Genomic DNA, 24,242 nt, shown 5'->3' on the forward strand with positions numbered 1-24,242 from the left:
CGTCGAGAGGCCGTCAGTTAAGCCATGCCCCGCCCCGCGCAAAGGGCTGGACCCGCCCTATTTCGTCAGACCCGCCGGATTTCCGCCTCCACCTCTGCTTCTGAGCCCCACCCGAACCCCTCGCCCCACTGCGCCACGGCGATCCGCGCCGTCGATGTCGCGCCTTCTGGGAAGTCCGCCGCCAAGTCGATCGCAGAATAGGATGCCGACAGCCCCTCGACCTCCATCGTCCGAACCACGACGTCATTATCAAACACGCGCAGCCGGAACCGCACCGGATCGACCGTGGTCGATTCCCCATCCCAGCTGTCGCCGAACAGCCGCACGCGCGGCGTCCATCGGATCGCCAGCCCCTCGGCCGACGTCTCGACCATCAGGCCGCACGGCGACCACGGCCGATCATGCACGCCCTTCGCCACGAACAGGGTCTCGCTGAAACCCGAACCGCCCGGCGCCGCGCCAGCCGGCCCCGCGCGACAGACCAGCGGCAGTCCTCGCTCGCCCCGCCCGATCTCCGCGCGCGCCAGCCGGTCGTCCAGAAACACCACGACGCCCCCCGCCCCGGCGCCCGCCCGCATCTCTATCTCGGTCCCCTGCTGCCCGCGCAACAGACCCGTCAGCCGCCACGTCCCCGGCCCGACCAGCTCCGCCGACCGATACTGCACGATCTCCCAGCCCACAGCCGTCTCGACCGCCAGCGCATTGCCGCCGCCCAGCACCGCCGCCTCGACTGCGCTTTCCGGCGCTTCGCCCTCGATCCGCACCACCATGGCGTTGGCCTCGTCCCAGCGGTGCCGCACGCCCGGCTTCAGCGCCTCGAGCAGCACCCCGACCGTCGCCGGCGTGTCCACATCGCCCCGCGCCGTCAGGGCCTCAGCGGTCGGCCCCGCATGCAGCCGCATCGTCCGCCAAGGCTCGGCGGCCACGGCGATCAAGGGCCGCGCGTCCGCCTCACCACCAACCAAGGGCGGCAGGTCCAACACCCTCAGGAACGGCGCCCCGACCACCGCCGGCGTCTCGCCCCCGCGCCAGACGCCGTCATCCTCGACCACCCGCCGGGCCGTCACCGGCTCCAGCACCGCCGACGGCGTCTCGTCCGACGTGACCCGCATCACGCGCCAGTCGTCCGACCGCCCCTCCAGCCGCACCCCGTCGCCCGGCTCCAGCCGCAAGGCCTCCAGCGGCCCCAGCGCCAGCGTCCTCGCCTCCACGCCCTCGCCGTCCAGCGCCCGCTGCGCCGCCGCCGTCGCCAGCCCGCCGCCGCACAGCAGCGGCAAGTCCAGATCGACCCCGCCCGCCGTCGCCGACGCATCGTCCGACCTCACGACCACCGCCCCAGTCTGATAGTCCGCCGTCTCGTCGATGAACCGCACCCGCGCCTCGCTCGCCCGGGGCTCCCGCGTCCGCGTCGTCGTTTCCGCCGCCCCGCCATCGGGCAGAGCCAGCGCCTCGCCCGTGATCTCGACCACCGTCTCCACCCGCCCCAAGACTGCGACCTTCCCGTCGCGCTCGGCGGCCACGGCGTCGAACGCCGCCAGCAGGGGTTCCAGCGCATCCCGCGTCCGCATCGGTCGGTCGATCACATAGCCGGCCGCCGCCCCCTCGACGCCCTCGATGGCCATCTCGTCGGGCGACAAGCCGCCTCGCGCCAGCACCGCCTCGATCAGATCGCGCCCGTCGCCCGCCAGCCGTCCGTTCAGCCAATGCCCGGCCCGCCACGCCCCGGCGTCGGCCCAGACATCGCCCCGCGCCGGAAAGGCCGGGTAGGGCCGCGCGTCCCAGCACCAGGTGTCCGCCGCCTCCAGCATCCGCCCGCCATACAAAGCGGACACGGGATTGTTCTCAGGCACTGCATAGTGCCCCAGCACCGCCTCCAGCGCCGCCCGCTGCATCGCATCGTCCCGCGCGCCCGTCGAACCCGGCGGCAGACGGCTCTCGCTGCTCTTCGCATCCTGAAACAGGTTCGGCGCATTGCCGCCCCGGTCCACCGCCGCACAGCCGAACTCCGACAGCCGCACCGGCTTCATTCCCGGAACCCAGGCCGTCGGCACTGCACTCCGCACCCCGCCCGGCCGGTCATGGTGCGGGTTCGACCACCATCCCTTCAGGTCCTTGGGCCGAAACACCCAGTCCTCGCCATACGCCCCGTCGATGATGGGCGTCCTCACCTGCGCCGCCCGATCCGCCGCGTTGGCGTAATACCAGTCGAACCCGTCCCCGCCCGCGACGCCCGCCGCCAGATAGGCCGGATCCGCCGCCCCGCCGAACGTCGCCGCATCCACGCCACCGTCGCCCGTTCGCCAGTCGCTCAGCGGCGGGTACCAGTCGATCGACACATGATCGATGTTCGCATCGGCCCACAGCGGATCCAGATGGAACACCACCTCCCCGCCCGCCTGCCGCCCGAAATATTCGCTCCAGTCCGCCGCATAGGACAGTTTGATCCCCGGCCCGACCACCGCCCGACACTCCGCCGCCAGCGCCCGGAACTGATCGACCGCCGGAAAGCCACCGGCCGCATCCCGCGTCCAGGTCACGCCGCGCATCTCCGACCCGATCAACAGGCCGTTCGCTCCCTCGTCCGCCGCGATCCGGGCATAGTGCAGCGCCATTCGCCGCAAGCCCCAATCGTCCGGCCCGCCGAAGAGGGCCGCGATCTCCACCGTCGCCCCCGCCCCATCGACGCCCGCCACCCGACCGCGCCACGGATAGCCGGGGCAGTCCATGAACACGAACGGGTACAGGGTCACTTCCAGCCCCCGCGCCTTCAGCTCGCGGATCGCCTGCCGCACGCTCTCGTCGGACGGCGTCCCGCCATAGGCCGGCGCCCCGTCCGCCTGACTGACGACATAGGCCTCGCCCCGCGCCACACCCGCCACCGACCAGACCAGCGGTTCGGTCGCCTTGTCGCGCCGTTCCACCCCCGGCCGCACGACGCAATGCCCGGCTCTCAGGTCGCTGCCGAACCACCCGACCACCAGGCTGACCCGTTTCAGGTTCGGCAGTTGCGCCTGGAGTTGATCCAGCGACACGACCAGGTCCGCCCGACCGTCGCCATTGTGCACATTCTCCGCCGTCGTCCGCGTCAGTCCCTCGCGGCGCACCACCGCCTCGGTCGCCAGGGCGAATTCCCCCGCGCCGGGGATCAGGCACACGCCTTCCAGCCGGTCCTCCAGCCGCGCCGTCTGTCCGCGCGGCCGCCGAAACACCTCGAAGCTCAGCTGCGGAACCCGATCCCCGAACGGCCCCAGCGGCAGGTCCTCGAACACCACATAGGCCGTCCCGCGATAGGCCGGCGCATCCCGTTCCACCGCCTCGATCAGCGGATCCGCCGTCTGGTCCTCGCCCCCACGATGCACCCGCATCACCACGCCGGTCATGTCCATCAGCCGCCCGTCGGCCCAGACCCGCCCGACCCCGTCGATCTCGCCCTCGCAAAGGGCTACGGCGAAGCTCAGCGAATAGACATAGTCGGTCGTCTTCGGCCCGCCCTTGCCCGCCCGGCCCTTGTTTTTGCCTTCCAGGAACCGCGCCGCCCAGATCACCTGACCGGTCACCCGCGCCCGTCCAAAGAGGCAGGCCATCGGCGCGCCTTCCGCCGTGCCCTGGACCTTCAGCGTCTCCAGCCTGGGCCCCACCTGCCGTGCCGGCCCCAGCGAGCCCACCACCCGATTGTCGATCGCCCGCCCCAGGGTCGCGCCGATCACCCGCCCGACCGGCCCGCCGACCGACTGCCCGACCGCGCTCAAAACGACTTGCGCCATCTACGCCTCCAAAGATCCTCCCCCGTTCACGGGGGAGGGGGACCACGAAGTGGTGGAGGGGGCGACCGCACCTCCGACCTCTGAAATCGGAAACCGAAAAACAGCCGCCAGCCGTCTTCGCCACCACACGCCCATCCAGCTTTCGACCACCGCCCGTCCCCAATAGGCGTGGATCATCCTCGGCTCCGGTCCGTCGAGGTCGCTCAGAATGGCGCAGTGCTTCACCGCCGCCCTCGGCGACATGCGAAACAGCAACACGTCGCCCGGCCGCATCTGATCGACCGCAACGGGCCGCATCCACCGCCCCGCCGCCTCCAGCAGCGCCTCGCGCCCGCCGATCTCGGCCCAGTCCGCCGAATAGGCCGGCAAGACCTCCGGCTCGTCGCCCACCAGTTCGCGCCACACCCCGCGCACCAGACCCAGACAGTCCGCGCCCACCCCCTTCACGCTGGCCTGATGCCGATACGGCGTACCGAGCCAGGACCGGGCGGACACCACCACCGCGCTCCCGCTCACCGCCGGCTCCCGCCGTCGTTTTGCGCACTCCCGGCTGGATAGGCGGTCAGGAAGTCGTCCCCCGGCACGTCCGGAAATCCGCGAAAGTTCGCGCCATTCCCGAACGTCCCGACGCAGGTCTCCCACCGCTTGTCGCAGACCCGCCCCGCCGGCGCCGCGACACCGCACCTCTGGTCTCCCAGCCGCGCATCGCACATCCGCCCATAGGTCCGCCCGACCACCCGCTCGAACTTGGCCAGTGGTCCCTCAAGCTCGGCGACGAAGCCGTCACCCTGACGCCGAATCCGCACCAGCGCTCCCGACCACAACCGCACGTTCAGATCCGGCCGCGCCCAGTCCACGCGCCACAGTTCGACCGTCGCCTTGTCGAACAGACCCGCCGCCACATCCGCTTCAGCGATCGCCGCATCGTCCAGCACGCCCGCCGCCGAAACCGACCCCGCCGCCAGCCCCACCCCGCTCTCGCCCGCCCCCGCCGTCCAGCCGCTCGCCGCCCGACAGACGACGCCGTCAACCGCCAGGTCCCGGTCGTGGTCGGTAAACCCCATCACCACACCGTCGGCTTGCTCCAGCCGCCAGACATGACACAGCGTCGCCGCCCCGCTCTCGATGCGGGCGGCCATTTCGTTCGGTATGTCGCGCATGGCTCAGACCCGAACCTCGATCAGCGGAACCGCCGCCATCCGTCCGGCCTCAAAGCTCTCCAGCGTCGTCTCGATCCGGTCCGAGTCGAACCGCACCGGCGTGTCGAACTGAAACCCCGCCGTCACCGCGACACCCGCCTCCGGCGCGCGCTCCAGCGTCACCCGGCCGGTGGCGAAATCGACCGCAAAGGCCGCCGTCTCGACACCGCCAACGGCGACACGCACCGATCCCTCGACCGGCTTGGCGATCGGCCGTTCCACATCGCCGTAGCGCTTCACCAGAGCGAACGCGGTGCGCGTCCCATCCCCGCCGCCCAGCACCTGATCCCCGGCCGAGACCACCCCACCCGGCGCGCACGACTTGAAATCGGCGAAGTCCTTGAACCGGAACCCGTACAGCCGCCCCCGCCGCGCCTCGAAGAAGGCGACCAGCTCGGCCATGTCGTCCAGCGACCTCAGGTTCGCCCCGATCAGATACCGCCTGCGCCCCAGCGCCCAGGGCGTGGACCGCCGCTCGAACCCCGACGCCAGCGTCGTGATCTCCGTCCGACGCTCAACCCCGCCGGTCGAACCGAACGCCAGCCGCGCAGGCAGGCGCACCTCGTGAAAGGCGTCCATCAACACTCTCCTGTTGTGCAATGCCGCCCGCCCGGTCCACACCTTGGCGGCGGCGCCGACGCCGCGTCTTTGCAGGACACGGCCTTGCGCGGCGAAATTCTCAGCTACGATCCGATGACCGGCGAGGGGTTGATCAGCGGCGACGACCTGCAGCGCTACGTCTTCACCTCGGCCGCCGCCGGTCTCGAACCCGGCCGCCGCGTCGATTTCGTGGTTCAGGACGCCCAGGCGCTCAGCCTGATGGTCCTGCGTGACGGCCCTCTGGGGCCGGCCCTATACGCCCCCGAACCGGACCTGGGCCTATGGGGCTATTTCGTCCGCTGCATCACCGACCTCTATATCGAGGGCCACGGCCGGGCGCGGCGAAAGGAATACTGGTCCTTCGCCCTGTTCCACTTCCTGATCCTGATGCTCGCCTTCATGCCGATCATCGGTCTGGCCGTCCTCGACGCCGAGGCCGGCTACGATATGGAGGCCTGGGGCGTCGCCTGGATCGGCATCGTCGCCCTGGTCTATTTCGCGCTGATCGTTCCCTACGTCTGCGTCACCATCCGCCGCTTCCACGATGTCGGGCTCAGCGGCTGGCTTATCCTGATCGGCCTCGTCCCCTATGTCGGCGGCCTGTTCACCTTCATCATCAGCCTCCTGCCCTCGCAACCCGACGCGAACGTCCACGGTGCGCCGCCCAAGGGGTCGCGCGCATTACAAACGCGTCAGGATCGGCCAGCTTGACCTTTTCGGGTTGCTGGGATTGCACGGGTCGGCGATGTTGCCGCCGCGCCGGACGTGGCGCCAGTCATGGAGATCTCAGTGCGCGGTGAAATTCTCAGCTACGACGCCTCGACCGGCGTCGGTCTGATCAGCGGCGACGACGGCGCCCGTTACGACTTCACCTCGGCCGCGCTGCAATCGCCCGCCGTGCCCGCCGCCGGCGTCCGCGTCGACTTCGTCCCCGAAGGCGCCGCCGCCACCCAGATCCTGATCCTGGCCGGTGCCGCGACCACCACCGGCGTCGCCGGCGGCTACGCCAGCTCGACCTCGACCGCCGTCGCCGGCTTTGATTGGCAGAAGCTGTTTCTGTCCTTCGAGGGCCGCATCCGCCGCAGCCATTTCTGGATCGGCTGGCTGATCCTCCTAGGCGTCAACGTCGTCATCAGTTGGATCCCGATCATCAATCTGCTCGGCATCGTGCTGATCTGGCCCAACCTGGCCATTTCGGTGAAGCGCCTGCACGACATGGGCAAGACCGGCTGGCTGATCGCCATTCCCTGGGTCGGCTCGGTCGTGGCCTTCATCGCCGGCTTCGCCATGATCATCGCCGCCCACGTCGCCAACGGCTATTCGGAGGACTACTACGAGGGCAACCCGGCCGCCGTCTTCGCCCTGATGGGCCCGGCCTTCGGCCTGTTCGCCATCGCTGGCCTGCTGGGCGTGGCCTTCCTGCTGTGGATCGGAATCGCCGACAGCCAGAAGGGCGAGAACCGCTTCGGCCCGAACCCGAAGGGCGAATAAGCTGAAAGTGGCGAGTGACAAGTGGTCAGGGGTGAGACGCACCCCATCGGCATCCTCGCTCGCCACTCGTCACTAACCACTCGCCACTCGTCGTCACATCCGCCTGGCGCCCAGGCTGACGGCCCGCGCCAGCATCTGGGCGATCTGCGCCTCGGACCGCAGCAGGGCCGGCGCCCCGCCGTCCACCGCCACATTGACCGTCACGCCCCCGCCGCCGACCGGCCCGATCTCGCCGCCCGTCGCCGGTCGAAACACCTCCGGCCCGCGCTCGCCGACCAGATAGGCGGCGCCGCCCAGCACCGGCCCGCCGTCCGCCCGCGCCCCGCCGAAGCTGGACATCACCGACTGGATCGCCGCGCTCAGCCCGCCACCCTGCGATCCCGCCGCCGCATTGACCGCGTTCAGCACCGCCCGCGCCAGTTCCGACAGCGACACCTCCCCGTCCGCCGCCGCCCGCGCCAGCGACCGCGTCAGGCTGTCGCCCGCCCGCCCGAACGCCGCCTCGATGGCGTCCGCCGCCTCCTGCGCGGGCGCCTTCAACGCCTCCAGCGCCGCCCCGGCTTCGGCCGCTCTCAGCGCGACCTGATCGATCCCGTCTCGCCCGAACTCATCCGCCATCCGGCCAACCCTCCATCAATCGCGCAAGCCCCTCGCGTCCCAAAGGGGCCGTGCCGCGCGGCGCCTGCGTCAACATCCGCCACTCCTTCAACGACAGCCGCCAGAACGCCTCGGGCGCCACGCCCATCGCCGCCGCCAGCCGCAACATCTCGCCCCACGGGGTCATCGTGCAGCGGCCGCAAACGCCTGCGCCACCGCGACCGCCGCCTCGCGCGGATCGACCGCCGCCACCTCCGGCTCGACCTCCCCGCCCCCACGCAAGACCGCCGCCAGCACCACCATCAGATCCCGCGCCGACAGCGTCTTCATTCGCTCTGCGATCGCCGCCATCCCATCGACGCCCAGCCCCGTCTCGATCTCCGCCAGCGCCCCCAGCGTCAGACAGGCCCGACGCCGCACGCCGGCCAGGATCACCGCGGCCTCGCCCCGCACGCCGTTCATATCGCGCTGAACCCGATGGCCCCGGCGCTGGCCAGGCTCAGCGCGAACGTCGCCTCCCCCTCGTGCTCGCCGGCGTATTCCAGCGCCGCCACCAGGAAGGCCCCCTCCAGCACGCCGAAGTCCGGCACGATCAGCCGCCACCGCTTCGCCGCCTGATCGAAGAAGGCCTCGCGCACCAGCGCATCGGAGGCGGCATCGCGGAAGATGCCCTGCCCCGACACCGCCGCCGACTTCACACCTGCGCCCGCCAGCAGCTCGCGCCACCGCCCGGCGCTGTCGCCGTCGGTCGCATCCACCGTCTTGGCGTTCAGCGAGATCGTCCGCGCCCTCAGCCCCGCCACCGTCGTGAACACGCCCGGAGACGCCACTGGGGCGCCCTCGATCTTTAGCAACATGTCCTTGCCGGCCTGTGCCGTCATCTTGTCCTCGCTTTGCTCGTGAGTGGCGAGTGGCGCGTGACGAGTGGCGAGAATGGGCATCGTCCGGCTTCATACCGTTCGTTGCGCCGCTCCAGTCCCTCTCGCCACTCGCCACTAACCACTCGCCACTTCCTCAGTTACCGCCCTTAGCCGCATGACCGCATAGGTCCGCCGCCCGTCGCCTGCGCGGAACACGTCCGCAAACGTCGCCCTCAGCGTCGCTGTCCGCACCCCGTCGGCCTCCAGCACGGCCTCGTGCAGACAGGCCCGCACCGCCGCCGCCACCGCCTTGGCCTCTTCCGATCCCGCGAACCGCGACACGCCCGTCAGGGTCAGCTTCTGCTCGACCCCGCCCCCGTCCGCCGCCACCGGCCGGCTCTCGCACCGCCCGATCACCAGATGCGGAAACGCGGCGTCCTCCGGCGCCCCGAGAACGGCGAAGTCGAACACTCGTCCGCCCAGCAACGCCTGCACCGCCGCATCCCCCTTCAGCGCCGCAAGCACCGCCTTCTGCAGCGCGCTTTCATGATCCCTCATCGCACCCGCTCCAGATCCAGCTTCGCCCGCCCCGGCCGCACGTCCTCGACCGAGACAATCCGCCAGTCCGCCCCGCCGAACCGCAGCACGCGACCGATCATCAGCCGGGCGTCCGCCCGCGCCTCTGCGCCCATCGTCTCGACCGCGCGCCGCTGATCGCCCTCGCCGCGCTCCAGGCGCCGACGCGCCCCGCACTTCAGCCAGGCGGATCCTGCCGCCTCGAACGACACGCTGCGCCCGCCATACGGCGTCTCGGCCTCCACCGGCTGAAACAGCCCCGCCAGGATCCTCATATCGGCGCTCAAGTAGGCCGAAGGCCGATAGCGCCCAGTCAAAGTCGCACCACGCGATAGGGCGCGATCCAGCCCTCCACCGGCTCGATCTCCACCGCCTCGCCCCGCTCATAGGCCCGCAGCACCAGCATCAGGATCGCCAACCTCAGCGGCGCCGGAGAGGTCGATGTCAGGCCCAGCCCGACATCCCCCTCCACCTTCGTCTGCGCCGCCGCGATCAGGGTCTGGATCAAGCCGTCCTTTACCTCATGCTCGACCCTCAGAAACAGCTTCGCCTCCGCCACCGTCACCGGCTGCGCCATGGCAATCTCCATTGTCAGAAATTCCGTCTCCTCCCCATTCAATGGGGAGGGGGACCACGAAGTGGTGGAGGGGCTCTTCAACGCCCGCAGAGCCCCTCCGTCACGGCGCGAAGACGCGCCGCGCCACCTCCCCGTCGCTGCGCGACAGGGAGGAGACGACCGGATCAGCTTGCGCTGAACTTCATCACCTTGATCGCGTCGAAGTTCTGCACCCCGCCGCCGACGCGCTTGGTCGTGTAGAACAGCACATAGGGCTTGGCCGAATAGGGATCGCGCAGCACCCGCACCCCCGCCCGATCCACGATCAGATACCCCCGCTGGAAGTCCCCGAACGCGATCGACAGGCTGTTGGCCGCCACGTCCGGCATGGTCTCGATCTCGGTGACCGGATAGCCGAGCAGGCTCGCCGTCTCGCCCAGCCGCGTCGCCGGCTGCCAGATGTAGTTGCCGTCCGCGTCCTTGAACTTGCGCACGGCCGAGACCGTCTTGCGGTTCATCACGAACCGGCCGTTCGGTCGGTACTGGGCCTTGGGCGCGTAGATCAGGTCGATCAGCCGGTCCGCCGGACTGGTCGCCGCAAAGCCGCCCGCCGCACCAGACGGAACATAGCCGATCTGACCCCAGGCCTGGCCCGCGTCCGCTACGGTCGGATAGGACAGCAGCCCCTTGGGCTTGTTCACCCCGTCGCCATTGACGAAAGCCTGGGTCTCCTGCGCCGCAAAGGCGTCCTCGACCTCGGCCGCCAGCCATTCGTCCAGGTCGACCATGGCGTCGTCCAGCAACGCCTGCGTCGCCGCCGGATTGGCGTAGAGATCGGCCGACGGAAACTCCAGCAGGGCCAGGGTCGCCGGGTCCGTCTCGGGCCGCGCGGCGGTCTCCGCCACCCAGCCGCAGGCCACGCCCGCCGTCGATACCGGCTTACGGAACACGCCGGCCGCCACGGTCCGGACCGTGGCGATCTCGCGCATCGGACTGGCCGCCATCAGACGCCGCTCGATGGCCCGCTCGGTCTCATAGGGCACGACATAGCCACCCGACGTCGCGCCGCTCGACAGGCCCGCCTTGACCTCCAGCGCGCCAGACTGACCTGTCTTCAAATAGCCGTCCCACGCCGCTTTCGCCTCGGGCGCAGACGCCGGCTTGGCCGGTTCGCCGCCGATCGCCGGACGACGGCTCTGGCTCATCACCCGATCCAGCCGCGCCTGGGCCGAGGCGACCGCCTGGTCGATGCGGGCCACCTTCTCCTCCAGCAGCACATCGGCCGCCGCCTTCTTCTCGATCTCGCCCAGTCGGGCGTCGTTCGCCCCTTTGAACGCCTCGAACGCCGCCATCATCTCGCGCACGACGTCGCGCGCCTCGGACTGGCCCGAAGCCTGTTTGGTCTCTTTCATGGTGTCTCCTGCTGAAACGATCCTCCCCCGCGATGCGGGGGAGGGGGACCGCCGAAGGCGGTGGAGGGGGCGGCCGCGTCGCGACCTTCCCATTTCGCGAGCAGCCGTCATCGGCCGCCCGAAACCTGTGATTGCGGCGGCTTCAGGCGAACGCTAGGCTCGCCTCATGCCCGCGCCGATCTTCGTCGAAGCTGATCTCTACAGCCCGCTGCTTCATGCAGCCGCGCTGATCCTTTTCGCGATCCTCTTCCCGCCCGGCACGCTTTCAGCAGGGCCACGACGTGTGGCCCGCTGGCCATGGGCGGCGACCATCGGCCTTCCGGTCATCGTCTACACGATTGCAGATATCGTCCTGACCGCCCTGCATCGCGGCGCCGAGGCTGAGGGCGAAAGCGGCCTGCCCTACCGCGCGGCGCAGATCGCCATACTCGTCCTGATCGTCGGCATCGTGGTTTTGATGCTGCGTCGCAACGCTGCATCCAAGTCGTCCTGACGCCCCATGTCCCACCTGACGCCCCTCGAAAGCGCCGTCATGGACGCCATGATCTGGCAGATGGGCGACAGCGTGCCGGACCTGCGGGCACAGGTCGCCGCCAGTTCGCCGGGGCTGCGTCGCAACACCGGCGTCGGCCTCTATTCCCAGATCGTCGTCGATGCGGACCGCGCGACCGCCAACCCGGACGCCACCGGCCTGTTCGGCACGGTCCATGCCATGTTCGCCGGCCTGCCCGACCCCGTCGGCTTCCAGATCGAACTGCGTCAGGGCCGGCTGACGGCCCTGCATGGCCAGAGCTACGGCCAGGACACCCGCGCCATCGACTTCTCGACAACCGCTTTCGAAGAGGTCTTCACCGTCGACGAAGCCGGCCGATCGATCCTGTTCCGTCCCGCCCGGCGCGCGCCGGATCCGATCCGATTTCGCCCAGGCCCAAACCCGCAGCCCGACCGGCCGCTGCGCCCGCCGCCCAGGCCAAGCCAAAAGTTCAACCCACACCCGCGCCCCAACCGGCGTCAAAGCCCGCCGATCACGCCCTGCCGTCCGCCGCCGCAGCGCCGAGCGTGGCCGAGATCATCGCCGGCCTGTCCAACCCCACGGCCTCGCGCGGCGGCCAGCTGGCCCTGGTCTATCTGGGCGCCTATGCGCTGGCGGCCGTCTTCATCCTGTTCGCCCATCTCATGCTGCACGTCGGCTGGATCTTCGGCCTGGTGCTCGCCGGCTGGGCCTTGCGCTATCTCCACGGCAAGAAGGGCCGCGCCCAGATGGCCGCCCTCGCCGAAACCCTCGACCGCAACGGCGCTTTCCAGGCCCTCAAGCCAAACTGAACCGCGCCTCCGACGGCATCGGAACGTCACCACCATTCTCGGCTATGATGGAGCGCCCACAACGGACGCCGCTAACGTCAGTTATGGGTGGAAAGCGGACAGCCGCCAACCTGCTTCAAGACCGGTTTGTCCCTCCGGAAGCGACCCGCTCCACTGTGTCGGTTCGCCGATCTTTCTCCGACACCCCATCAGGCTTTACCGTATCCAGCGTTGTTACGACCGTTCGCCGCGTCGGGTTCCCCGAAGCATCAACATCAAACGTGACCTCAACAGTTCCAGAGACAGTCTCTTTCGAACGTTCGCTAAAGGCGGCCTCGAACGTCACCGGATTCTGCGTAATTTCGCCGACGACCACGTCACTTTCGGCGCGCTCCCTGCGGACAGCGTCGGCATCGACCGCCAACCTCACAGAGTAGACCGCGCCGCCCGGCCCCTTGGATGTAAGAGACAAAATCCCGGAACCGACAGTTTGGGGATGCCGATAGGTTGCACCCTCCCGCAGATTGACGTTGAGCAGGTTGATGGCTGCAATATCGGCGATCACAGACTCCGGATCGCACTCGATGCGAAACGCATTCCAGGTAAAAATCCAGCGTCCGCACATGTCCCGCGACATCTCCGACGCCTTAAGCCAGCGGTCGACGCGTTCATCCAGCTTATCGCCATTCAGCAGCCGGATGGCGCCGTTTGATTGCTGGAGAATCCGCGCCGGAAATTTCCAGTCCCGGGCCCTATCCTCAGCGGTTGCGTCACTCGGTAGATCGAATTCCAACTCAAGCCCGGCGTTACTGACGGCGATCACCCGCTCCAGCAGAACGTCTTGTCCGCTTGAGCTACTGGAGGAGCCATCGCTACCCTGCTTGGAAGTCACATAGGAGATGATGACCTCGTGCTCCTCACCCACTGCAGGATGGGGTTGGGGTGACAGTCCGGGTGCGGAGTTGGCTGTCAGCGAGGCTGTTAGCCCAGCGATAATCGCGAACCAGTTCATTCCAAGATCATGAACACCGTTCGTTTGGATGACAACGTCGGTCAGGGTCGAAAGCCGTCATTCGGTCACGACCCTGAACCGCGCGCCCGGCAGCATCGGAAACGTCACCAGCGACACCTCCCACAGCTCGACCGCGCTCAGTACGCGCAGCCGTCCCTGACGCCGGGCCCGCGCCGTGCGGTAGCCGATCGACAGCCCGTCCAGCGCCCCGGCCCGGCTCAGCGCCCCGGCGAACCGCGCCTCGGCCGACCAGTCCTCGATCCGGCCGCGCACGAAGAGGCCGCGCGCATCCTCGACGATTTGCTCCCAGATCCCGACCGGCGCCCGCGCATCGTGCTGGTTCAGCATCCGCACCCCCTCAACCCCCGTCCTGGCCAGACTGTCCGCAAACGCCCCCGCCTGCACCACGTCCCCGTTCAGATCCGCCACGCCCCACAGCGAGGCGTAGCCTTCGATCTCAAGGGGTGAGTGGTGGATCGTGACACGTGAATGCTTCTGTCGAGTCACCAATCGCGATTCACCACTCACGTCCCACCCTCCAACCTACGCTCGATCCGCTCCACGGCCGCCGCCGTGGCCTCGCCCTGGACCTCCAGCCGCGCCAGCCGTTCGGCGACCAGCCTCTGCTCCCCGACCCGCTGCTCCAGCGTCGCGATCCGCGCCGCGGCGCCCCCGGCCCAGACCAAGCCGCCCACCGTCTGCACCACGACGGCGATCAGCAGCGCCGTCGGCACGCGCCGGATTTGATGTTCGGTCATTTCGCTCTCCTTTGCCGCGTGACTCGTGACGCGTGGTTGGTGATTGGCGCCACCCCAGTCACCAATCACCAATCACCACTCACGCTCCCAACCCCGCCATTCGCCGACGCTCTTCGTCGGTCAGGAAGCTCGCCGCCTCCAGCCGCGCCCACAGGGCGTCCCGCTCGGGCTGCAGCGCCGAGACCGCATCCAGGTCCGCGCGGATTTCGCACCCCGCGAACCGCTCGCCCAGCCAGCCCGTCATCGCCCCCGCCGCCTTCTTCACCAGCGGGATCACCGTCTGGCGCCAGAAGGCCGCATTGGCCTCGCGATAGTTGGCGTAGGTCGCATCGCCCGGTATCCCCAGCAGCTGCGGCGGAACCCCGAACGCCAGGGCGATCTCGCGCGCCGCCGCGTGTTTGCCGGCCGTAAAATCCATCTCCGCCGGCGTCAGGCTCAGCGGCTTCCAGTCCATCCCGCCTTCCAGCAGGATCGGCCGCCCGGCGTTCGTCGCCCCGGCATAGACGTTCGACAGCTGGTCCTTCAGCGCCTCGAACTGCCCGTCGGTCAGCCGCTCGCCGTTGCGCGCCCCATAGACCAGCGCCCCCGACGGCCGCGCCGCATTGTCCAGCAGGGCCTTGTTCCAGGCGCCGGCCGCATTGTGCGCATCCACCCCTTGCGCCGCCGCCTCCAGCGGCGACAGCCCGTACCAGTCGTCCAGCGGGTGCCACAGCTTCAGGTGCATCACCGGCGCCCAGCCGTCCCCAGCGCGCCCGATCCGCACCGACCGTCCGTCCACGGAATAATCCCACGCTTCAGGCCAGCCCGACCGGCCGGGAACCACCTTCACCCGATCCGACCGTAGCGCCCACAACTCGTCCGGCGCCCCGTCCCCGTCCGCATCGCCGGTCGCCTCGACATAGGCGTTGCCCGACACCTGCAGCGCCCCATAGACCGCCTCCATCAGCTCCGCCCCCGACTGCTCGGGATTGGGCCGACGGATCAGTTTCGCCAGCGGATGCGCCTCGTCGCGCACCCCGTCCACGAACACCGCGAACGGCGCAGCCGCCGCCGCCTCGGCGATCATGCGGATGCAGCGATAGGCCACCGCATTCTTCTGATAGCCCTCACGCGCCAGGCTGGCGTAGTCGTTGGGCGTCCACCGCGGCCGCCCCACCCCCGACAAGGCGATCACCCCGCCCGCCCGGCTCTCCTTCGCCTCCGGCGCGCCCACGCGCCCCGCCTGGCCGAACGGCCACCGGATCGAAACCATCGTGTCGATTTCCTTTTAATTTCGTCATCCTCGGGCTTGTCCCGAGGACCCATACTCACGGTGCTCGCCGCTCAAGTCCGGTGTCTATGGATCCTAGGCACAAGGCCTAGGATGACGGCGTGTGAAGCAAAGGGCGGTGTCTTGAAGGCGTCATCAGCCGCAACAACGGCCGCTCGATCCACACATGCACGACCGCCCCCGCCGCCAGACTGGCGATCACAGTCAGCCCCACCACCGCATCCCCCGGCAGGGCGACCATCCCGCTCTCGAACATCCGCCCCAGGGCACGGATCACCAGCACATGGACCAGATAGATCGAATAGGATGCATCCCCCATGAAGGCCGCCGCCTGTGACAGCCGCCCCGGCGCCCGATCCGTCCGCACCACGCCGAACACCAGCAGCGCACTGGGCAGACCCCATATCAACGCCCGCCTCAACCCGTTCCACGGATCGTTCAACGCCCGCACATCGTCGATGCCGCCATAGCCGAAGACCAGGCCCAGCCCGAACCCGAGCATCGCCAGCCAGACGGCCCACACCCCCAGCCGACGCGGCGCCGACCGCCACACCCAGGCGATCCCCACGCCCAGCAAAAACTCCAAAATGATCGGCGCGCCCCAGAACCTCAGCACCGGCGCCGCCACCACCAGCCCAGCCGCCAGCATCGCCGCATAGGCCCCGATCAGCCCCCAGCCGACCCGCCGTCCGCCCACGATGGCCAGCCCGAATCCGGCGTAGAACAGCATTTCGAAACACAGGGTCCACCCCGGCCCCAGCGCCGGAAACGTCATCTCCAGCCCGCTGAACGGCCAGAACAGGAACGTGGCTACCGCCACCTCCGGGCTCAGCGTCCCGCCCCGCGCCATCCCGATCAGGATCGGCAACGACAGCAGCCAGTAGATCGCCGCCACCCGCCGTAACCGCCGCCACAGGAAGGCCCCGGCCGCGCCCACACCCGTCTGACCCTGCGTCGTCGTGGCGATGATGAAGCCGCTGATGACGAAGAACACGTCCACGCCCACGGCGCCGAAGTTCTCCAGTGTCCCGCCCGCCAAACTACCGTGCGTGAGGACCGTCTCCAGCCCCAGCCGCGTCCCCGCAAGGTCCACGGCGTGCGTGACGACCACCGCCGTCGCCGCCGCGAACCGCAGCGCCTGCACCCCGTAGAACCGCTCCCCCATCCGCCACGGTTACCACCGCGCGAGCGCGAGAGACAACCTCAGATAATCACGCGCGCCCGCACCGCCTCGGCGATCCTCGCCTGGCCCGCCGCATCGGGATGGACGGAGTCGAACATCAGACCGCCGGCGAAAGTGCCGCCGAACAGGGCCGCCCCGTCGATGGGCGCCGCCAGTCCCCGCGTCGACGCCACCTCGAACGCCGCGTCCCGGATCGCGCTTTGCGTCGCGTAACTCGCCTTGCCCTGCGCCGGGTCGGACGGACATCCGGTCATCAGCAGCACGTCCCCCGTCGTCAGGCACCGATCCACCAGCGTCACCAGCCCGGCCTTGTAGGTCGCGACCGCCGTGCCCGCGTTCCAGTCGTTGATGGTCAGGCACACGACCGACAGATCGGGCGCCGCCGCCGGGATCGCCCCATAGGCCCGGTACGGCTGATCCGTCGTGATCCAGTCCGCGATCCTGGCCCCGCCCCATCCCGCATTGATCACCCGCGCCCGCTTCACGTCCGATCGCCACGCGACCCCGCCCGCGATGAACACCGCCCCGCCCGAGGCCCAGCGCACGCTCACCGGTCCGGCGGTCTCGGGAAAAGCCACGGTCGCAACCTCCATCGCCGCCGCCTTGGTGGTGTTCACCGTCGCCCGCACTGCGCCGTCCGTCTCGACCGTCAGCACGCCCAGCGCCGTATTGGTTACGGCCCACAGATCGAACCGATCCACCGGCCGGTCCGGTTGAAAGCTCCAGACGCCCGTCGATGAGCCCGCGCCCGAAAAGAGCTTGCCACCCATCCCGGTCAGGGCGTTGACGCCCCAGCCGACCCCCAGGGTCACGCGCGGGTCATAGGCCGAATAGCCTCCGCTCGCTCCATCCGCCGCCCCCGCTCCAGCCACCGACGTCGCCGACGCCGGCAGGCCCCGCCCGCTCATCATCGCCGCCAGCCGCTCGGGCCAGGCGCCCGCCCGACCGTTCGGCGTCCAGCCGCCGGAGACCGCGCCATAGCCCTGGGTCACGCTATCGCCGATGCACAGCAGCCGCGCCTCGCGCCCGCCCGCCTGCATGGTCCTGACCGCCGCCGACCAGACGGGCAGGTCGGGCACGGAGAACCTCGCCCTCCCCAGAACCCCGCCCGGCGCCGCCGTCGCCGCTCCGATCTCGAGACCAGACATCAGTCGAAGGCCGCCACGATCTGCGTCGCCGTCGTCCCGGTCGCCAGCACCCGGCGCACCTGCACCGGCAGCCATCCCACCGGATGGTTGGCGAAGGTCACGGCGTCCCCATCCTCGCCCCCGACCGTCAGCACACGGACATTGCCCGCCCCGCCGACATACAGCGCCTTGGCGTAGGTCGTCAGATCGGCCGCATCGCTGGGCGTCACCGCCGCCGCGCGCCTCGCCGGGCCGCCCGCGTCGCGCCCATGGTTCAGCAATCCGTCCCGTTCGGGAATGGCCGGCATATCGTCTCTCCTGTCCTAGAAAATTCTCCCTCCCCCGCGGGGGAGGGTGGCTGAGCCGCAGGCGAAGCCGGGTGGGGGCGGCAAGGCAAACCCCACCAACTCATCGTGCCTTGAAGACGAGCGCCTCTGCCGGGCCGCCCACACCCGGTCGCTTCGCGATCACCCTCCCCGAACGGGGAGGGAGAAGTCGTCACAATCCCCGCAATCTCGGTCCCGCCGACTGCGGCCCCAGTATCAGCCGCGTGATCGCCCACACCAGGGCGTCGGCCCGATCCGGGCTGGGCCCGCCCTCGCTGCCGAGCGCCAGCATCTCTTCCTCCAGCGCCGGAAAGGCGTCGCAGTGCACGACCCGCCCCTGTTCATACAGCAGGGCCACCGGCTCGGCCCGCGCCGCCTTGGACCGCGAGGCGTGGACCATCTCGATCCGGCAAGGACAGGCGCTGATGGCCAAGACCGAGCGCACCATGTCGCCGCCCTGATTGCTCTCGGCGACCACCTCGTGCGCGCCGAATTCGCGCGCGGCCGCGCTGACCGCCCCGCCCCAGCTCTGGGGCGAGCGCCCCTGCACCGTCCGGTCCGCCAGCACGAAGGCCTGGCGACCTTTTCGCCCCACGACCACGATGCCGCAGGCGTCTCCGGTCGCGGTCGCCGGCGGATCGACCGCCACGACGATCCGGTCCAGTTCGGCCGGCCGCGCGCCCCTGGCCCGCTTCAGGTCCGCGATGCGGAACAGGGCGCCCTCGCCCTCGACCACCACGCCTTCCAGCTCCTGCGCCGCCAGCCGCGTGCCGCCATAGACGTCATTCAGATGCGCCAGAAAGCCGGGCGACAGGTTCTGCGCGTTCAGGGCCGTCGCCGCCCGTTCCGTCACCGTCCCGGCCTCGGCCATCAACCGCCTCAGCGCCGGGATCGGCCGGGGCGTCGTCGTCACCGCCAGCAGCGGCCAGGCCCCCAGCCGCAGCCCGAACCTCAGGTTCGACAGCACCATTTCCGGCCGTCGCCAGGCGCAGAACTCGTCCGCCCAGGCGGCATGAAACTGCGGCCCCCTCAGACTGTCGGGATCCTCGGCCGAAAACGCATAGGCCGCCGACTGATTGTCCCAGACCAACCGACGCCGTCCCGCCTCCCAGCGCGGGCGGTCGCCCGGTTCCGCCAGCGCCTTGATCCCCGACGCCCCCTCCACCATCACCTCGCGCACGTCGTGCAAGGCGGGGCCGACCAGGGCCAGGGTGATGCCGGGCAGCTCCCGCGCCATGATGTCGATCCAGACCGACCCGGCGAACGTCTTGCCCGATCCCCGGCCGCCCAGCAGCAGCCAGGTCTTCAGGTCGTCGTCAGTCGGCGGAAACTGATGCTTCGCCAGCCGACAGTGATTGCGATGCAGCCTTAGCCCGCGCTCTTTCAGCAGCTTCGGCGTTCTTCTCTTCCAGAATTCGATCAAGCCGCGCGTGTTCGACGACCAGTTCCTGTCGGATTCGCTCGTCCTCGGCGGGGTCGTAGGTTCGTCCACCCATCTCGTCCTCTTCGTTGTCGCTCAGGCACAGCAGCCGCATCGCCTCGACCGCCTTGGCCGACCGCGCGATCACCCCGATCTGGCGCGCGACCTTTTCGGCGACGGCGGCGTCCTTGACGTCCGTCTCGCAGACGCTCTTTGCCGTCTCTTCGATCTTGGCCTTCATCATCAGGAACAGGGGCTCCATCCACCCCGCGCAGGACGCAGCCGTCTCGCGCGCGCCGCCGCAGCCGCCCTCTTCGTCGTGCTGATTTCCCGTCATGCCCAAACCATAGCGGACCAGCGTCCTCAGGCCGGAAGAACGCGCACATAATTCGCCAACGGCTTGTTTTCGCAGCCTTTCAACCAGCGTCATTGCGCTGGCTAAGGGGGTGCTACCCTATCGCTCCCGGCCCCGTTCGACCGCCCATTCCGGCGCTTCGAAGTCCAGCGCATCCTCCGGTTCGGCCAGCGACAGCTCCGAGATCGTCTGCCCCCGCACCGACACGCCTGCCGTATGCACCGTCTCGCGACTGCCCGAGATCAGATGATGCCATTTCGCCAGCGGCCGCCCCTCGTGCAGCCGGCGATAGGCGCACGACTTGGGCATCCACTCCAACGCCTCGATATTGCCGGGCGTCAGCTTGATGCAGTCCGGCACCTGGGCCTTGCGGTTCGCATAGTCCGAACAGGCGCAGGCCTCGGGGTCGAACAGCTTGCAGTGCACCCGCGTCGGAATGACCTCGCCCGTGTCCTCGTCCTCGAACCGGATCACGCAGCACAGCCCGCACCCGTCGCACAGCCCCTCCCACTCGGAAGGCGACATCTCGGCCAGGGTCTTGGTTTCCCAGTAGGGCGCCATCAGATCCTCCCCCGTCTGCGGGGGAGGGGGACCGCGTAGCGGTGGAGGGGGCGGACGCCGCACCACGCGCGACGCATCCCCTTGCCAAAAGCACAGCTTGTGATGGTGATACGCTCCATGAGAGCGCCGGTCCTTACCCAAAAACGCGCCAGAAGTCTCCGCCGGTCGATGTCTTTGCCCGAAGTCCTGATCTGGCAGCGCATTCGAGGCCACGGCTTTCGTCGCCAGCACGCCATCGGTCCGTTCATCCTGGACTTCTATCGCGCCAGAAGCCGCCTCTGCATCGAAATCGACGGCCAGCAGCACAATCTCACGCGCGACGCCCGACGCGACGCCTGGCTCGCCGAAAAGGGCGTCCGCACCATCCGCATCGCCGCCGCCCTCGTCCTCGACGACCCGGACGCCGTCGCCGAACACATCTTGTCCCTCTAGATCCTCCCCCGTTCACGGGGGAGGGGGACCGCGAAGCGGTGGAGGGGGCGAAGGCCCGCACGGCGCCGACCATTTCACACCCAGCCCGTTTCCGCCCCCTCTACCCCGCTACGCGCGGTCCCCCTCCCCCGCCCTGCGGGGGAGGATCTTCTTCAATGCCCGACCGTCTCGGAGAACAGGTTGATCACCATCACCCCGCCGACGATCATCGCCAGCCCGACCATCGCCGGCAGGTCCAGCCGCTGGCGGAACACCACCGTTCCGATCACCGAGATCAGCACCACCCCCAACCCGCTCCAGATCGCATAGGCGATTCCCACCGGCATCTGCCGCAAGGCGATCGACAACAGATAGAAGGCCAAGCCGTAGCAAACCGCCATCCCTGCCGTGGGCCAGACCCGCGTGAACTGGTGCGAGGCCTGCAGCATCGTCGTGCCCACCACCTCCAGCGCGATGGCGCCCAGCAAAGCGGCCCAGGTCACAAGACTCACGCGTCGTTCGCCTTGATCGGATGGCCGGGCGTCAGCAGCGACAGTAACGCCTGTCTCTGTTCCGGCGACACCGCATGGGTGCCGAACAGGTCCGACATCCACAAGCCGTCTGCGATCAGCCTCAGCATCAGGGCGTCGTCCGCCCCGACCGGATCGCTGGGATCGTCCACCTTCACCTTGTCGATCCAGCCGTTCCAGCGCTGCGCCAACGCCGGATCGATGGCGCAGGCGGCCATGATGACCCGACCGATGCTGACGTCCTGCGGCGTCACCGGCTCATTGACCGTCGCCCTCAGATAGGCCCGCGCATTCCGGCCATAGGGTTCGGGATCGCGCGCCGCCTCAGCCAGGATCGTGTCCGTATGCATGCGCCCCAGATGATCGACCATCCCCTCCAACAGCGCGATCTTGCTGGGAAAATGATGCAGCAGGGCGCCCTTGCTGACGCTCGTCCGCGCCGCCACCGCATCTAGCGTAAAGCCTGAGGCACCCAGCTCGGCGGCGACCTCCAGGGCCTTTTCGATGATCTCGGCGCGGGTGTCGCCGGGCGCGCGACGGCGTGTGATGCTGTCCATCGGCGTTACATACCAACCGGACGGTAACTGTCAACCACGGCTGATCCTCCCCCGTTCACGGGGGAGGGGGACCGCGAAGCGGTGGAGGGGGCGAACGCCCCACCGACCTTTCCAGTGGAATATCCGCCCCACAACCCTTAGATCACACCCGTTTCCGCCCCCTCCACCGCGCGACGCGCGGTCCCCCTCCCCCGCCAGCAGGGGAGGATCGAAAGTCACATGGCAGCCAGACCCCCTCTCGTCGCACTCAAGGACGTCCGTCTTCAGGACGGCCAGCGCCCCCTCTTCGACGGCGTCGACCTCGCGGTCGAACCGCGCAGCCGCGCCGCCCTGGTGGGGCGCAACGGCGCGGGCAAGTCCACCCTGATGAAGGTCGTCATGGGCCTGATCGAGCCCGACAGCGGCGACCGCTCGATCCAGTCCGCCGTCCGCTTCGCCTATGTGCCGCAGGAGCCGGATCTCAGCCCGCCCTCAAGTAGCGCCAGCGATAGGGCGACAAAGGAATGGACCCTGCTGGACTATGCGTCGTCGGGCGAGGCCGAGACCTGGACGGCCGAAAGCTGGCTTGAAACCTTCGGGCTGAACCCGGCGAAATCGACGCAAGGCCTGTCTGGCGGCGAGACCCGCCGCGCCGCGCTGGCCAAGGCCTTCGCCGAAGAACCCGACCTGCTGCTGCTGGACGAGCCGACCAACCACCTCGACATCCTGGCCATCGAACGGCTGGAGAACGAGCTGATCCAGGCCCGGTTCGCCCTGCTGGTCGTCAGCCACGACCGCGCCTTCCTGAACCGCGTCACCAATACCGTCCACTGGCTGGAGGGCCGTCGGGTCCGCACCCTGAACAAGGGCTTCGTCGAGTTTGACGAATGGTCCTCCAAGGTGCTGGAGGAAGAGGCCGAATCCCTGCGCCGCCTGACCAAGACCATCGAGCGCGAGACCGCCACCTTCTACTCCTCCATCACCGCTCGCCGCAGCCGCAACGAGGGCCGCGCCCGCTCGCTTCAAGCGCTGCGCGCCGAACGCGCCGAGAAGATGAAGGACGTGCCGCGCGAACTGTATCTCGGCGTCGATTCCGGCTCGACCTCGGGCAAGCTGGTCGCCGAGATCAAACACGTCTCAAAGGGCTTCAACGGCCGCACCCTGTTCAAGGACCTGACCACCCGCATCATCCGCGGCGACCGTCTGGGCATCGTCGGTCCCAACGGCGCGGGCAAGACCACCCTGGTCAAGACCCTGCTGGGCGAACTGGCGCCCGACGAGGGCACGGTGCGCATGGGCGCCAACCTCGAGCCGGTCTATCTGGATCAGTCGCGCGAGGGGCTGAAATCGGACATGACCCTGTGGGACGCCCTGACGCCGGGCGGCGGCGACAGCATTCTGGTGCGCGGCGTTTCCAAACACGTCGCCGCCTACGCCAAGGACTTCCTGTTCTCGGAGGCCCAGCTTCGCCAGCCGATCTCGACCCTATCGGGGGGCGAGCGCAACCGCCTCCTGCTGGCCCGCGCCCTGGCGAAGCCCGCCAATATGCTGATCCTCGACGAACCGACCAACGACCTGGACATGGACACGTTGGACAAGCTGGAAGAGCTGCTGGAGGGCTATGACGGCACCCTGATCCTGGTCAGCCACGACCGCGACTTCATCGACCGGCTGTCCACCTCGACCCTGGCCCTGAACGGACGGGGCGACATCGTCGAGACCCCCGGCGGCTGGACCGACTTCATCCGCCAAAACCCCGGCTTCCTTCAGCCCGGTTCGAACCCCCGCCCCCAGGACAAGGCCGCCGCCCAGCGCGCCGCCGCGGCGCCCCCGCCTGCCGTCGCCCCCAAGAAGACCGCCAAACTCTCCTTCAAGGACGCCCACCGCCTGAAGGAGCTGGAAGCCCTGATCGATGCCCTGCCCGCGACTATCGCCAGACACGACGCGACCCTGGCCGACCCCGGCCTCTACGCTCGCGACCCCAAGGCCTTTGACGCCGCCATGAAGGCTGCCGAAAAGGCCCGCGCCGAGTTGGAATCCGCCGAACTGGAATGGCTGGAGCTGGAAGAGAAGAAAGCGGCCCTGGCGGGATAAATACCGAACCGCTCGTCACTCTGGCGAGGACGGCTTCAGATCCTAACCCTGACTGTCCGGATCCCCGGGCGGCGTCGTCGCCGCGCCCCGGTTCTGCATCACGCTGACGGCGATGCAGGCGATCAGGCCGAACGCGAACCACAGGCCGAACTTGCCCGTCAAAAGCCCGATCAGGCCGAAGATCAACAGGACGCCGAAGGGGGTGAGCCGTTTCATGGGGCGGACGATAACCGGCTTTGTCATGGCTGACGAGGCTCGGCCAAAAGCGCCGACTTGAAACCAAATCCGCGCCCGCACACTCA

At 69.1% G+C, this 24,242-nt stretch carries 31 protein-coding genes; 6 read left to right on the forward strand and 25 right to left on the reverse strand.

Features of this window, described 5'->3' with window-relative positions; genetic code table 11:
* Positions 1-65: 65 nt before the first annotated feature.
* From ABIB58_RS06160 to ABIB58_RS06175, 4 genes are read right to left on the reverse strand one after another with little or no spacing between them, the layout of a single operon-like run.
* Positions 66-3,764: a baseplate multidomain protein megatron gene (locus ABIB58_RS06160; protein ID WP_354039684.1), complete on the reverse strand. Its 3,699-nt coding sequence runs from the start codon at positions 3,762-3,764 to the stop codon at positions 66-68.
* Positions 3,765-4,280, reverse strand: a complete 516-nt coding sequence (locus ABIB58_RS06165; protein ID WP_354039686.1) for an NlpC/P60 family protein — start codon at positions 4,278-4,280, stop codon at positions 3,765-3,767.
* Positions 4,277-4,924, reverse strand: a complete 648-nt coding sequence (locus ABIB58_RS06170; protein ID WP_354039688.1) for a phage/gene transfer agent baseplate hub protein — start codon at positions 4,922-4,924, stop codon at positions 4,277-4,279. Before ABIB58_RS06170 ends, ABIB58_RS06165 begins: the two co-directional genes overlap by 4 nt.
* A gap of 3 nt (positions 4,925-4,927) precedes the next feature.
* The gene (locus ABIB58_RS06175) at positions 4,928-5,542 is read right to left on the reverse strand and encodes a phage distal tail protein, Rcc01695 family (RefSeq protein WP_354039690.1); all 615 of its coding nucleotides are present in this window, start codon (positions 5,540-5,542) and stop codon (positions 4,928-4,930) included.
* Positions 5,543-5,626: 84 nt separating this feature from the next.
* On the opposite strand from ABIB58_RS06175, the gene ABIB58_RS06180 reads away from it, so the two are divergent.
* Entirely contained in the window at positions 5,627-6,274 is a 648-nt protein-coding gene (locus tag ABIB58_RS06180; RefSeq protein ID WP_156146765.1) for a DUF805 domain-containing protein, read from the forward strand.
* Positions 6,275-6,352: 78 nt separating this feature from the next.
* Positions 6,353-7,054: a DUF805 domain-containing protein gene (locus ABIB58_RS06185; protein ID WP_354039693.1), complete on the forward strand. Its 702-nt coding sequence runs from the start codon at positions 6,353-6,355 to the stop codon at positions 7,052-7,054.
* Positions 7,055-7,147: 93 nt separating this feature from the next.
* On the opposite strand, the gene ABIB58_RS06190 is transcribed toward ABIB58_RS06185, so the two are convergent.
* The 8 genes from ABIB58_RS06190 to ABIB58_RS06225 form a co-directional block, all read right to left on the reverse strand.
* Positions 7,148-7,672, reverse strand: a complete 525-nt coding sequence (locus tag ABIB58_RS06190; RefSeq protein WP_295192892.1) for a phage tail tape measure protein — start codon at positions 7,670-7,672, stop codon at positions 7,148-7,150.
* On the reverse strand, positions 7,662-7,838 hold the full coding sequence (locus tag ABIB58_RS06195) for a phage tail assembly chaperone (protein WP_168189894.1): 177 nt from the start codon (positions 7,836-7,838) through the stop codon (positions 7,662-7,664). The genes ABIB58_RS06190 and ABIB58_RS06195 overlap by 11 nt, the downstream gene beginning before the upstream one ends.
* Positions 7,835-8,113, reverse strand: a complete 279-nt coding sequence (locus ABIB58_RS06200) for a GTA-gp10 family protein (RefSeq protein WP_137721057.1) — start codon at positions 8,111-8,113, stop codon at positions 7,835-7,837. The genes ABIB58_RS06195 and ABIB58_RS06200 overlap by 4 nt, the downstream gene beginning before the upstream one ends.
* A complete protein-coding gene (locus ABIB58_RS06205) occupies positions 8,110-8,532 on the reverse strand; it encodes a phage major tail protein, TP901-1 family (RefSeq protein ID WP_354040141.1) in 423 nt (140 codons plus the stop codon). Before ABIB58_RS06205 ends, ABIB58_RS06200 begins: the two co-directional genes overlap by 4 nt.
* Before the next feature lie 114 nt (positions 8,533-8,646).
* Positions 8,647-9,069 (reverse strand): DUF3168 domain-containing protein, encoded by a 423-nt coding sequence (locus tag ABIB58_RS06210; protein WP_354039696.1) that lies wholly within the window; start codon positions 9,067-9,069, stop codon positions 8,647-8,649.
* Entirely contained in the window at positions 9,066-9,362 is a 297-nt protein-coding gene (locus ABIB58_RS06215) for a phage head-tail adapter protein (protein WP_354039698.1), read from the reverse strand. Before ABIB58_RS06215 ends, ABIB58_RS06210 begins: the two co-directional genes overlap by 4 nt.
* Before the next feature lie 38 nt (positions 9,363-9,400).
* On the reverse strand, positions 9,401-9,664 hold the full coding sequence (locus tag ABIB58_RS06220; RefSeq protein ID WP_354039701.1) for a head-tail connector protein: 264 nt from the start codon (positions 9,662-9,664) through the stop codon (positions 9,401-9,403).
* A gap of 164 nt (positions 9,665-9,828) precedes the next feature.
* Positions 9,829-11,055: a phage major capsid protein gene (locus tag ABIB58_RS06225; RefSeq protein WP_354039703.1), complete on the reverse strand. Its 1,227-nt coding sequence runs from the start codon at positions 11,053-11,055 to the stop codon at positions 9,829-9,831.
* Between the two features lie 166 nt (positions 11,056-11,221).
* Here ABIB58_RS06225 and ABIB58_RS06230 point away from each other — a divergent pair, with 166 nt between their 5' ends.
* Positions 11,222-11,548, forward strand: coding sequence for a hypothetical protein (locus tag ABIB58_RS06230; RefSeq protein ID WP_271042691.1), 327 nt, complete (start codon positions 11,222-11,224; stop codon positions 11,546-11,548).
* 566 nt (positions 11,549-12,114) lie between these two features.
* On the forward strand, positions 12,115-12,378 hold the full coding sequence (locus ABIB58_RS06235; RefSeq protein ID WP_354039705.1) for a hypothetical protein: 264 nt from the start codon (positions 12,115-12,117) through the stop codon (positions 12,376-12,378).
* Positions 12,379-12,493: 115 nt separating this feature from the next.
* Here the strand turns inward: ABIB58_RS06235 and ABIB58_RS06240 are convergent, their stop codons facing one another.
* The 10 genes from ABIB58_RS06240 to ABIB58_RS06285 all read right to left on the reverse strand — a co-directional run bounded on the left by ABIB58_RS06240 (position 12,494) and on the right by ABIB58_RS06285 (position 20,369).
* Positions 12,494-13,369 (reverse strand): hypothetical protein, encoded by an 876-nt coding sequence (locus ABIB58_RS06240; protein ID WP_052689508.1) that lies wholly within the window; start codon positions 13,367-13,369, stop codon positions 12,494-12,496.
* A 57-nt stretch (positions 13,370-13,426) separates the two neighbouring features.
* Complete coding sequence (locus ABIB58_RS06245; protein WP_231576594.1) at positions 13,427-13,876, reverse strand: HK97 family phage prohead protease; 450 nt, start codon at positions 13,874-13,876, stop codon at positions 13,427-13,429.
* Positions 13,877-13,893: 17 nt separating this feature from the next.
* Entirely contained in the window at positions 13,894-14,127 is a 234-nt protein-coding gene (locus ABIB58_RS06250) for a hypothetical protein (RefSeq protein WP_185223708.1), read from the reverse strand.
* Between the two features lie 79 nt (positions 14,128-14,206).
* The gene (locus ABIB58_RS06255) at positions 14,207-15,379 is read right to left on the reverse strand and encodes a phage portal protein (RefSeq protein ID WP_354039708.1); all 1,173 of its coding nucleotides are present in this window, start codon (positions 15,377-15,379) and stop codon (positions 14,207-14,209) included.
* 106 nt (positions 15,380-15,485) lie between these two features.
* Positions 15,486-16,562 (reverse strand): acyltransferase family protein, encoded by a 1,077-nt coding sequence (locus tag ABIB58_RS06260; RefSeq protein WP_354039710.1) that lies wholly within the window; start codon positions 16,560-16,562, stop codon positions 15,486-15,488.
* Positions 16,563-16,600: 38 nt separating this feature from the next.
* Positions 16,601-17,728: an SGNH/GDSL hydrolase family protein gene (locus ABIB58_RS06265; protein ID WP_354039712.1), complete on the reverse strand. Its 1,128-nt coding sequence runs from the start codon at positions 17,726-17,728 to the stop codon at positions 16,601-16,603.
* Positions 17,728-18,015 carry a spike base protein, RCAP_Rcc01079 family gene (locus tag ABIB58_RS06270; RefSeq protein WP_354039714.1) on the reverse strand — a complete coding sequence of 96 codons (288 nt, stop codon included), beginning with the start codon at positions 18,013-18,015 and terminating at the stop codon, positions 17,728-17,730. The genes ABIB58_RS06265 and ABIB58_RS06270 overlap by 1 nt, the downstream gene beginning before the upstream one ends.
* Positions 18,016-18,205: 190 nt before the next feature.
* Positions 18,206-19,456 carry a DNA-packaging protein gene (locus ABIB58_RS06275; RefSeq protein WP_354039716.1) on the reverse strand — a complete coding sequence of 417 codons (1,251 nt, stop codon included), beginning with the start codon at positions 19,454-19,456 and terminating at the stop codon, positions 18,206-18,208.
* A complete protein-coding gene (locus ABIB58_RS06280) occupies positions 19,350-19,790 on the reverse strand; it encodes a hypothetical protein (protein WP_156146767.1) in 441 nt (146 codons plus the stop codon). The genes ABIB58_RS06275 and ABIB58_RS06280 overlap by 107 nt, the downstream gene beginning before the upstream one ends.
* A 117-nt stretch (positions 19,791-19,907) precedes the next feature.
* On the reverse strand, positions 19,908-20,369 hold the full coding sequence (locus ABIB58_RS06285) for a YcgN family cysteine cluster protein (RefSeq protein ID WP_045810456.1): 462 nt from the start codon (positions 20,367-20,369) through the stop codon (positions 19,908-19,910).
* A 168-nt stretch (positions 20,370-20,537) separates the two neighbouring features.
* On the opposite strand from ABIB58_RS06285, the gene ABIB58_RS06290 reads away from it, so the two are divergent.
* Positions 20,538-20,801 (forward strand): endonuclease domain-containing protein, encoded by a 264-nt coding sequence (locus ABIB58_RS06290; RefSeq protein WP_354039719.1) that lies wholly within the window; start codon positions 20,538-20,540, stop codon positions 20,799-20,801.
* A gap of 152 nt (positions 20,802-20,953) precedes the next feature.
* On the opposite strand, the gene ABIB58_RS06295 is transcribed toward ABIB58_RS06290, so the two are convergent.
* Together ABIB58_RS06295 and ABIB58_RS06300 are read right to left on the reverse strand one after the other, a co-directional pair.
* The gene (locus tag ABIB58_RS06295) at positions 20,954-21,292 is read right to left on the reverse strand and encodes a DMT family transporter (RefSeq protein ID WP_354039721.1); all 339 of its coding nucleotides are present in this window, start codon (positions 21,290-21,292) and stop codon (positions 20,954-20,956) included.
* Entirely contained in the window at positions 21,289-21,867 is a 579-nt protein-coding gene (locus tag ABIB58_RS06300; RefSeq protein ID WP_354039723.1) for a TetR/AcrR family transcriptional regulator, read from the reverse strand. Before ABIB58_RS06300 ends, ABIB58_RS06295 begins: the two co-directional genes overlap by 4 nt.
* A 219-nt stretch (positions 21,868-22,086) precedes the next feature.
* Between ABIB58_RS06300 and ABIB58_RS06305 the strand changes: the two genes are divergently transcribed.
* Complete coding sequence (locus tag ABIB58_RS06305) at positions 22,087-23,940, forward strand: ABC-F family ATP-binding cassette domain-containing protein (RefSeq protein ID WP_354039725.1); 1,854 nt, start codon at positions 22,087-22,089, stop codon at positions 23,938-23,940.
* A 42-nt stretch (positions 23,941-23,982) separates the two neighbouring features.
* On the opposite strand, the gene ABIB58_RS06310 is transcribed toward ABIB58_RS06305, so the two are convergent.
* Positions 23,983-24,156 carry a hypothetical protein gene (locus tag ABIB58_RS06310; protein ID WP_045810460.1) on the reverse strand — a complete coding sequence of 58 codons (174 nt, stop codon included), beginning with the start codon at positions 24,154-24,156 and terminating at the stop codon, positions 23,983-23,985.
* Positions 24,157-24,242: the final 86 nt, after the last annotated feature.

The organism is Brevundimonas sp. UYEF29, from assembly GCF_040546195.1.
Lineage (GTDB): Bacteria > Pseudomonadota > Alphaproteobacteria > Caulobacterales > Caulobacteraceae > Brevundimonas > Brevundimonas huaxiensis.

What these genes read in the sequence shown, in the direction of transcription:
- ABIB58_RS06160 (WP_354039684.1), bottom strand. Translation starts at nt 3,764, where the DNA reads ATGGCGCAAGTCGTTTTGAGCGCGGTCGGGCAGTCGGTCGGCGGGCCG.
- ABIB58_RS06170 (WP_354039688.1), bottom strand. Translation starts at nt 4,924, where the DNA reads ATGCGCGACATACCGAACGAAATGGCCGCCCGCATCGAGAGCGGGGCG.
- ABIB58_RS06175 (WP_354039690.1), bottom strand. Translation starts at nt 5,542, where the DNA reads ATGGACGCCTTTCACGAGGTGCGCCTGCCTGCGCGGCTGGCGTTCGGT.
- ABIB58_RS06190 (WP_295192892.1), bottom strand. Translation starts at nt 7,672, where the DNA reads ATGGCGGATGAGTTCGGGCGAGACGGGATCGATCAGGTCGCGCTGAGA.
- ABIB58_RS06195 (WP_168189894.1), bottom strand. Translation starts at nt 7,838, where the DNA reads ATGACCCCGTGGGGCGAGATGTTGCGGCTGGCGGCGGCGATGGGCGTG.
- ABIB58_RS06200 (WP_137721057.1), bottom strand. Translation starts at nt 8,113, where the DNA reads ATGAACGGCGTGCGGGGCGAGGCCGCGGTGATCCTGGCCGGCGTGCGG.
- ABIB58_RS06205 (WP_354040141.1), bottom strand. Translation starts at nt 8,532, where the DNA reads ATGACGGCACAGGCCGGCAAGGACATGTTGCTAAAGATCGAGGGCGCC.
- ABIB58_RS06210 (WP_354039696.1), bottom strand. Translation starts at nt 9,069, where the DNA reads ATGAGGGATCATGAAAGCGCGCTGCAGAAGGCGGTGCTTGCGGCGCTG.
- ABIB58_RS06215 (WP_354039698.1), bottom strand. Translation starts at nt 9,362, where the DNA reads ATGAGGATCCTGGCGGGGCTGTTTCAGCCGGTGGAGGCCGAGACGCCG.
- ABIB58_RS06220 (WP_354039701.1), bottom strand. Translation starts at nt 9,664, where the DNA reads ATGGCGCAGCCGGTGACGGTGGCGGAGGCGAAGCTGTTTCTGAGGGTC.
- ABIB58_RS06225 (WP_354039703.1), bottom strand. Translation starts at nt 11,055, where the DNA reads ATGAAAGAGACCAAACAGGCTTCGGGCCAGTCCGAGGCGCGCGACGTC.
- ABIB58_RS06230 (WP_271042691.1), top strand. Translation starts at nt 11,222, where the DNA reads ATGCCCGCGCCGATCTTCGTCGAAGCTGATCTCTACAGCCCGCTGCTT.
- ABIB58_RS06240 (WP_052689508.1), bottom strand. Translation starts at nt 13,369, where the DNA reads ATGAACTGGTTCGCGATTATCGCTGGGCTAACAGCCTCGCTGACAGCC.
- ABIB58_RS06250 (WP_185223708.1), bottom strand. Translation starts at nt 14,127, where the DNA reads ATGACCGAACATCAAATCCGGCGCGTGCCGACGGCGCTGCTGATCGCC.
- ABIB58_RS06255 (WP_354039708.1), bottom strand. Translation starts at nt 15,379, where the DNA reads ATGGTTTCGATCCGGTGGCCGTTCGGCCAGGCGGGGCGCGTGGGCGCG.
- ABIB58_RS06260 (WP_354039710.1), bottom strand. Translation starts at nt 16,562, where the DNA reads ATGGGGGAGCGGTTCTACGGGGTGCAGGCGCTGCGGTTCGCGGCGGCG.
- ABIB58_RS06265 (WP_354039712.1), bottom strand. Translation starts at nt 17,728, where the DNA reads ATGTCTGGTCTCGAGATCGGAGCGGCGACGGCGGCGCCGGGCGGGGTT.
- ABIB58_RS06270 (WP_354039714.1), bottom strand. Translation starts at nt 18,015, where the DNA reads ATGCCGGCCATTCCCGAACGGGACGGATTGCTGAACCATGGGCGCGAC.
- ABIB58_RS06280 (WP_156146767.1), bottom strand. Translation starts at nt 19,790, where the DNA reads ATGACGGGAAATCAGCACGACGAAGAGGGCGGCTGCGGCGGCGCGCGC.
- ABIB58_RS06285 (WP_045810456.1), bottom strand. Translation starts at nt 20,369, where the DNA reads ATGGCGCCCTACTGGGAAACCAAGACCCTGGCCGAGATGTCGCCTTCC.
- ABIB58_RS06290 (WP_354039719.1), top strand. Translation starts at nt 20,538, where the DNA reads ATGTCTTTGCCCGAAGTCCTGATCTGGCAGCGCATTCGAGGCCACGGC.
- ABIB58_RS06300 (WP_354039723.1), bottom strand. Translation starts at nt 21,867, where the DNA reads ATGGACAGCATCACACGCCGTCGCGCGCCCGGCGACACCCGCGCCGAG.
- ABIB58_RS06305 (WP_354039725.1), top strand. Translation starts at nt 22,087, where the DNA reads ATGGCAGCCAGACCCCCTCTCGTCGCACTCAAGGACGTCCGTCTTCAG.
- ABIB58_RS06310 (WP_045810460.1), bottom strand. Translation starts at nt 24,156, where the DNA reads ATGAAACGGCTCACCCCCTTCGGCGTCCTGTTGATCTTCGGCCTGATC.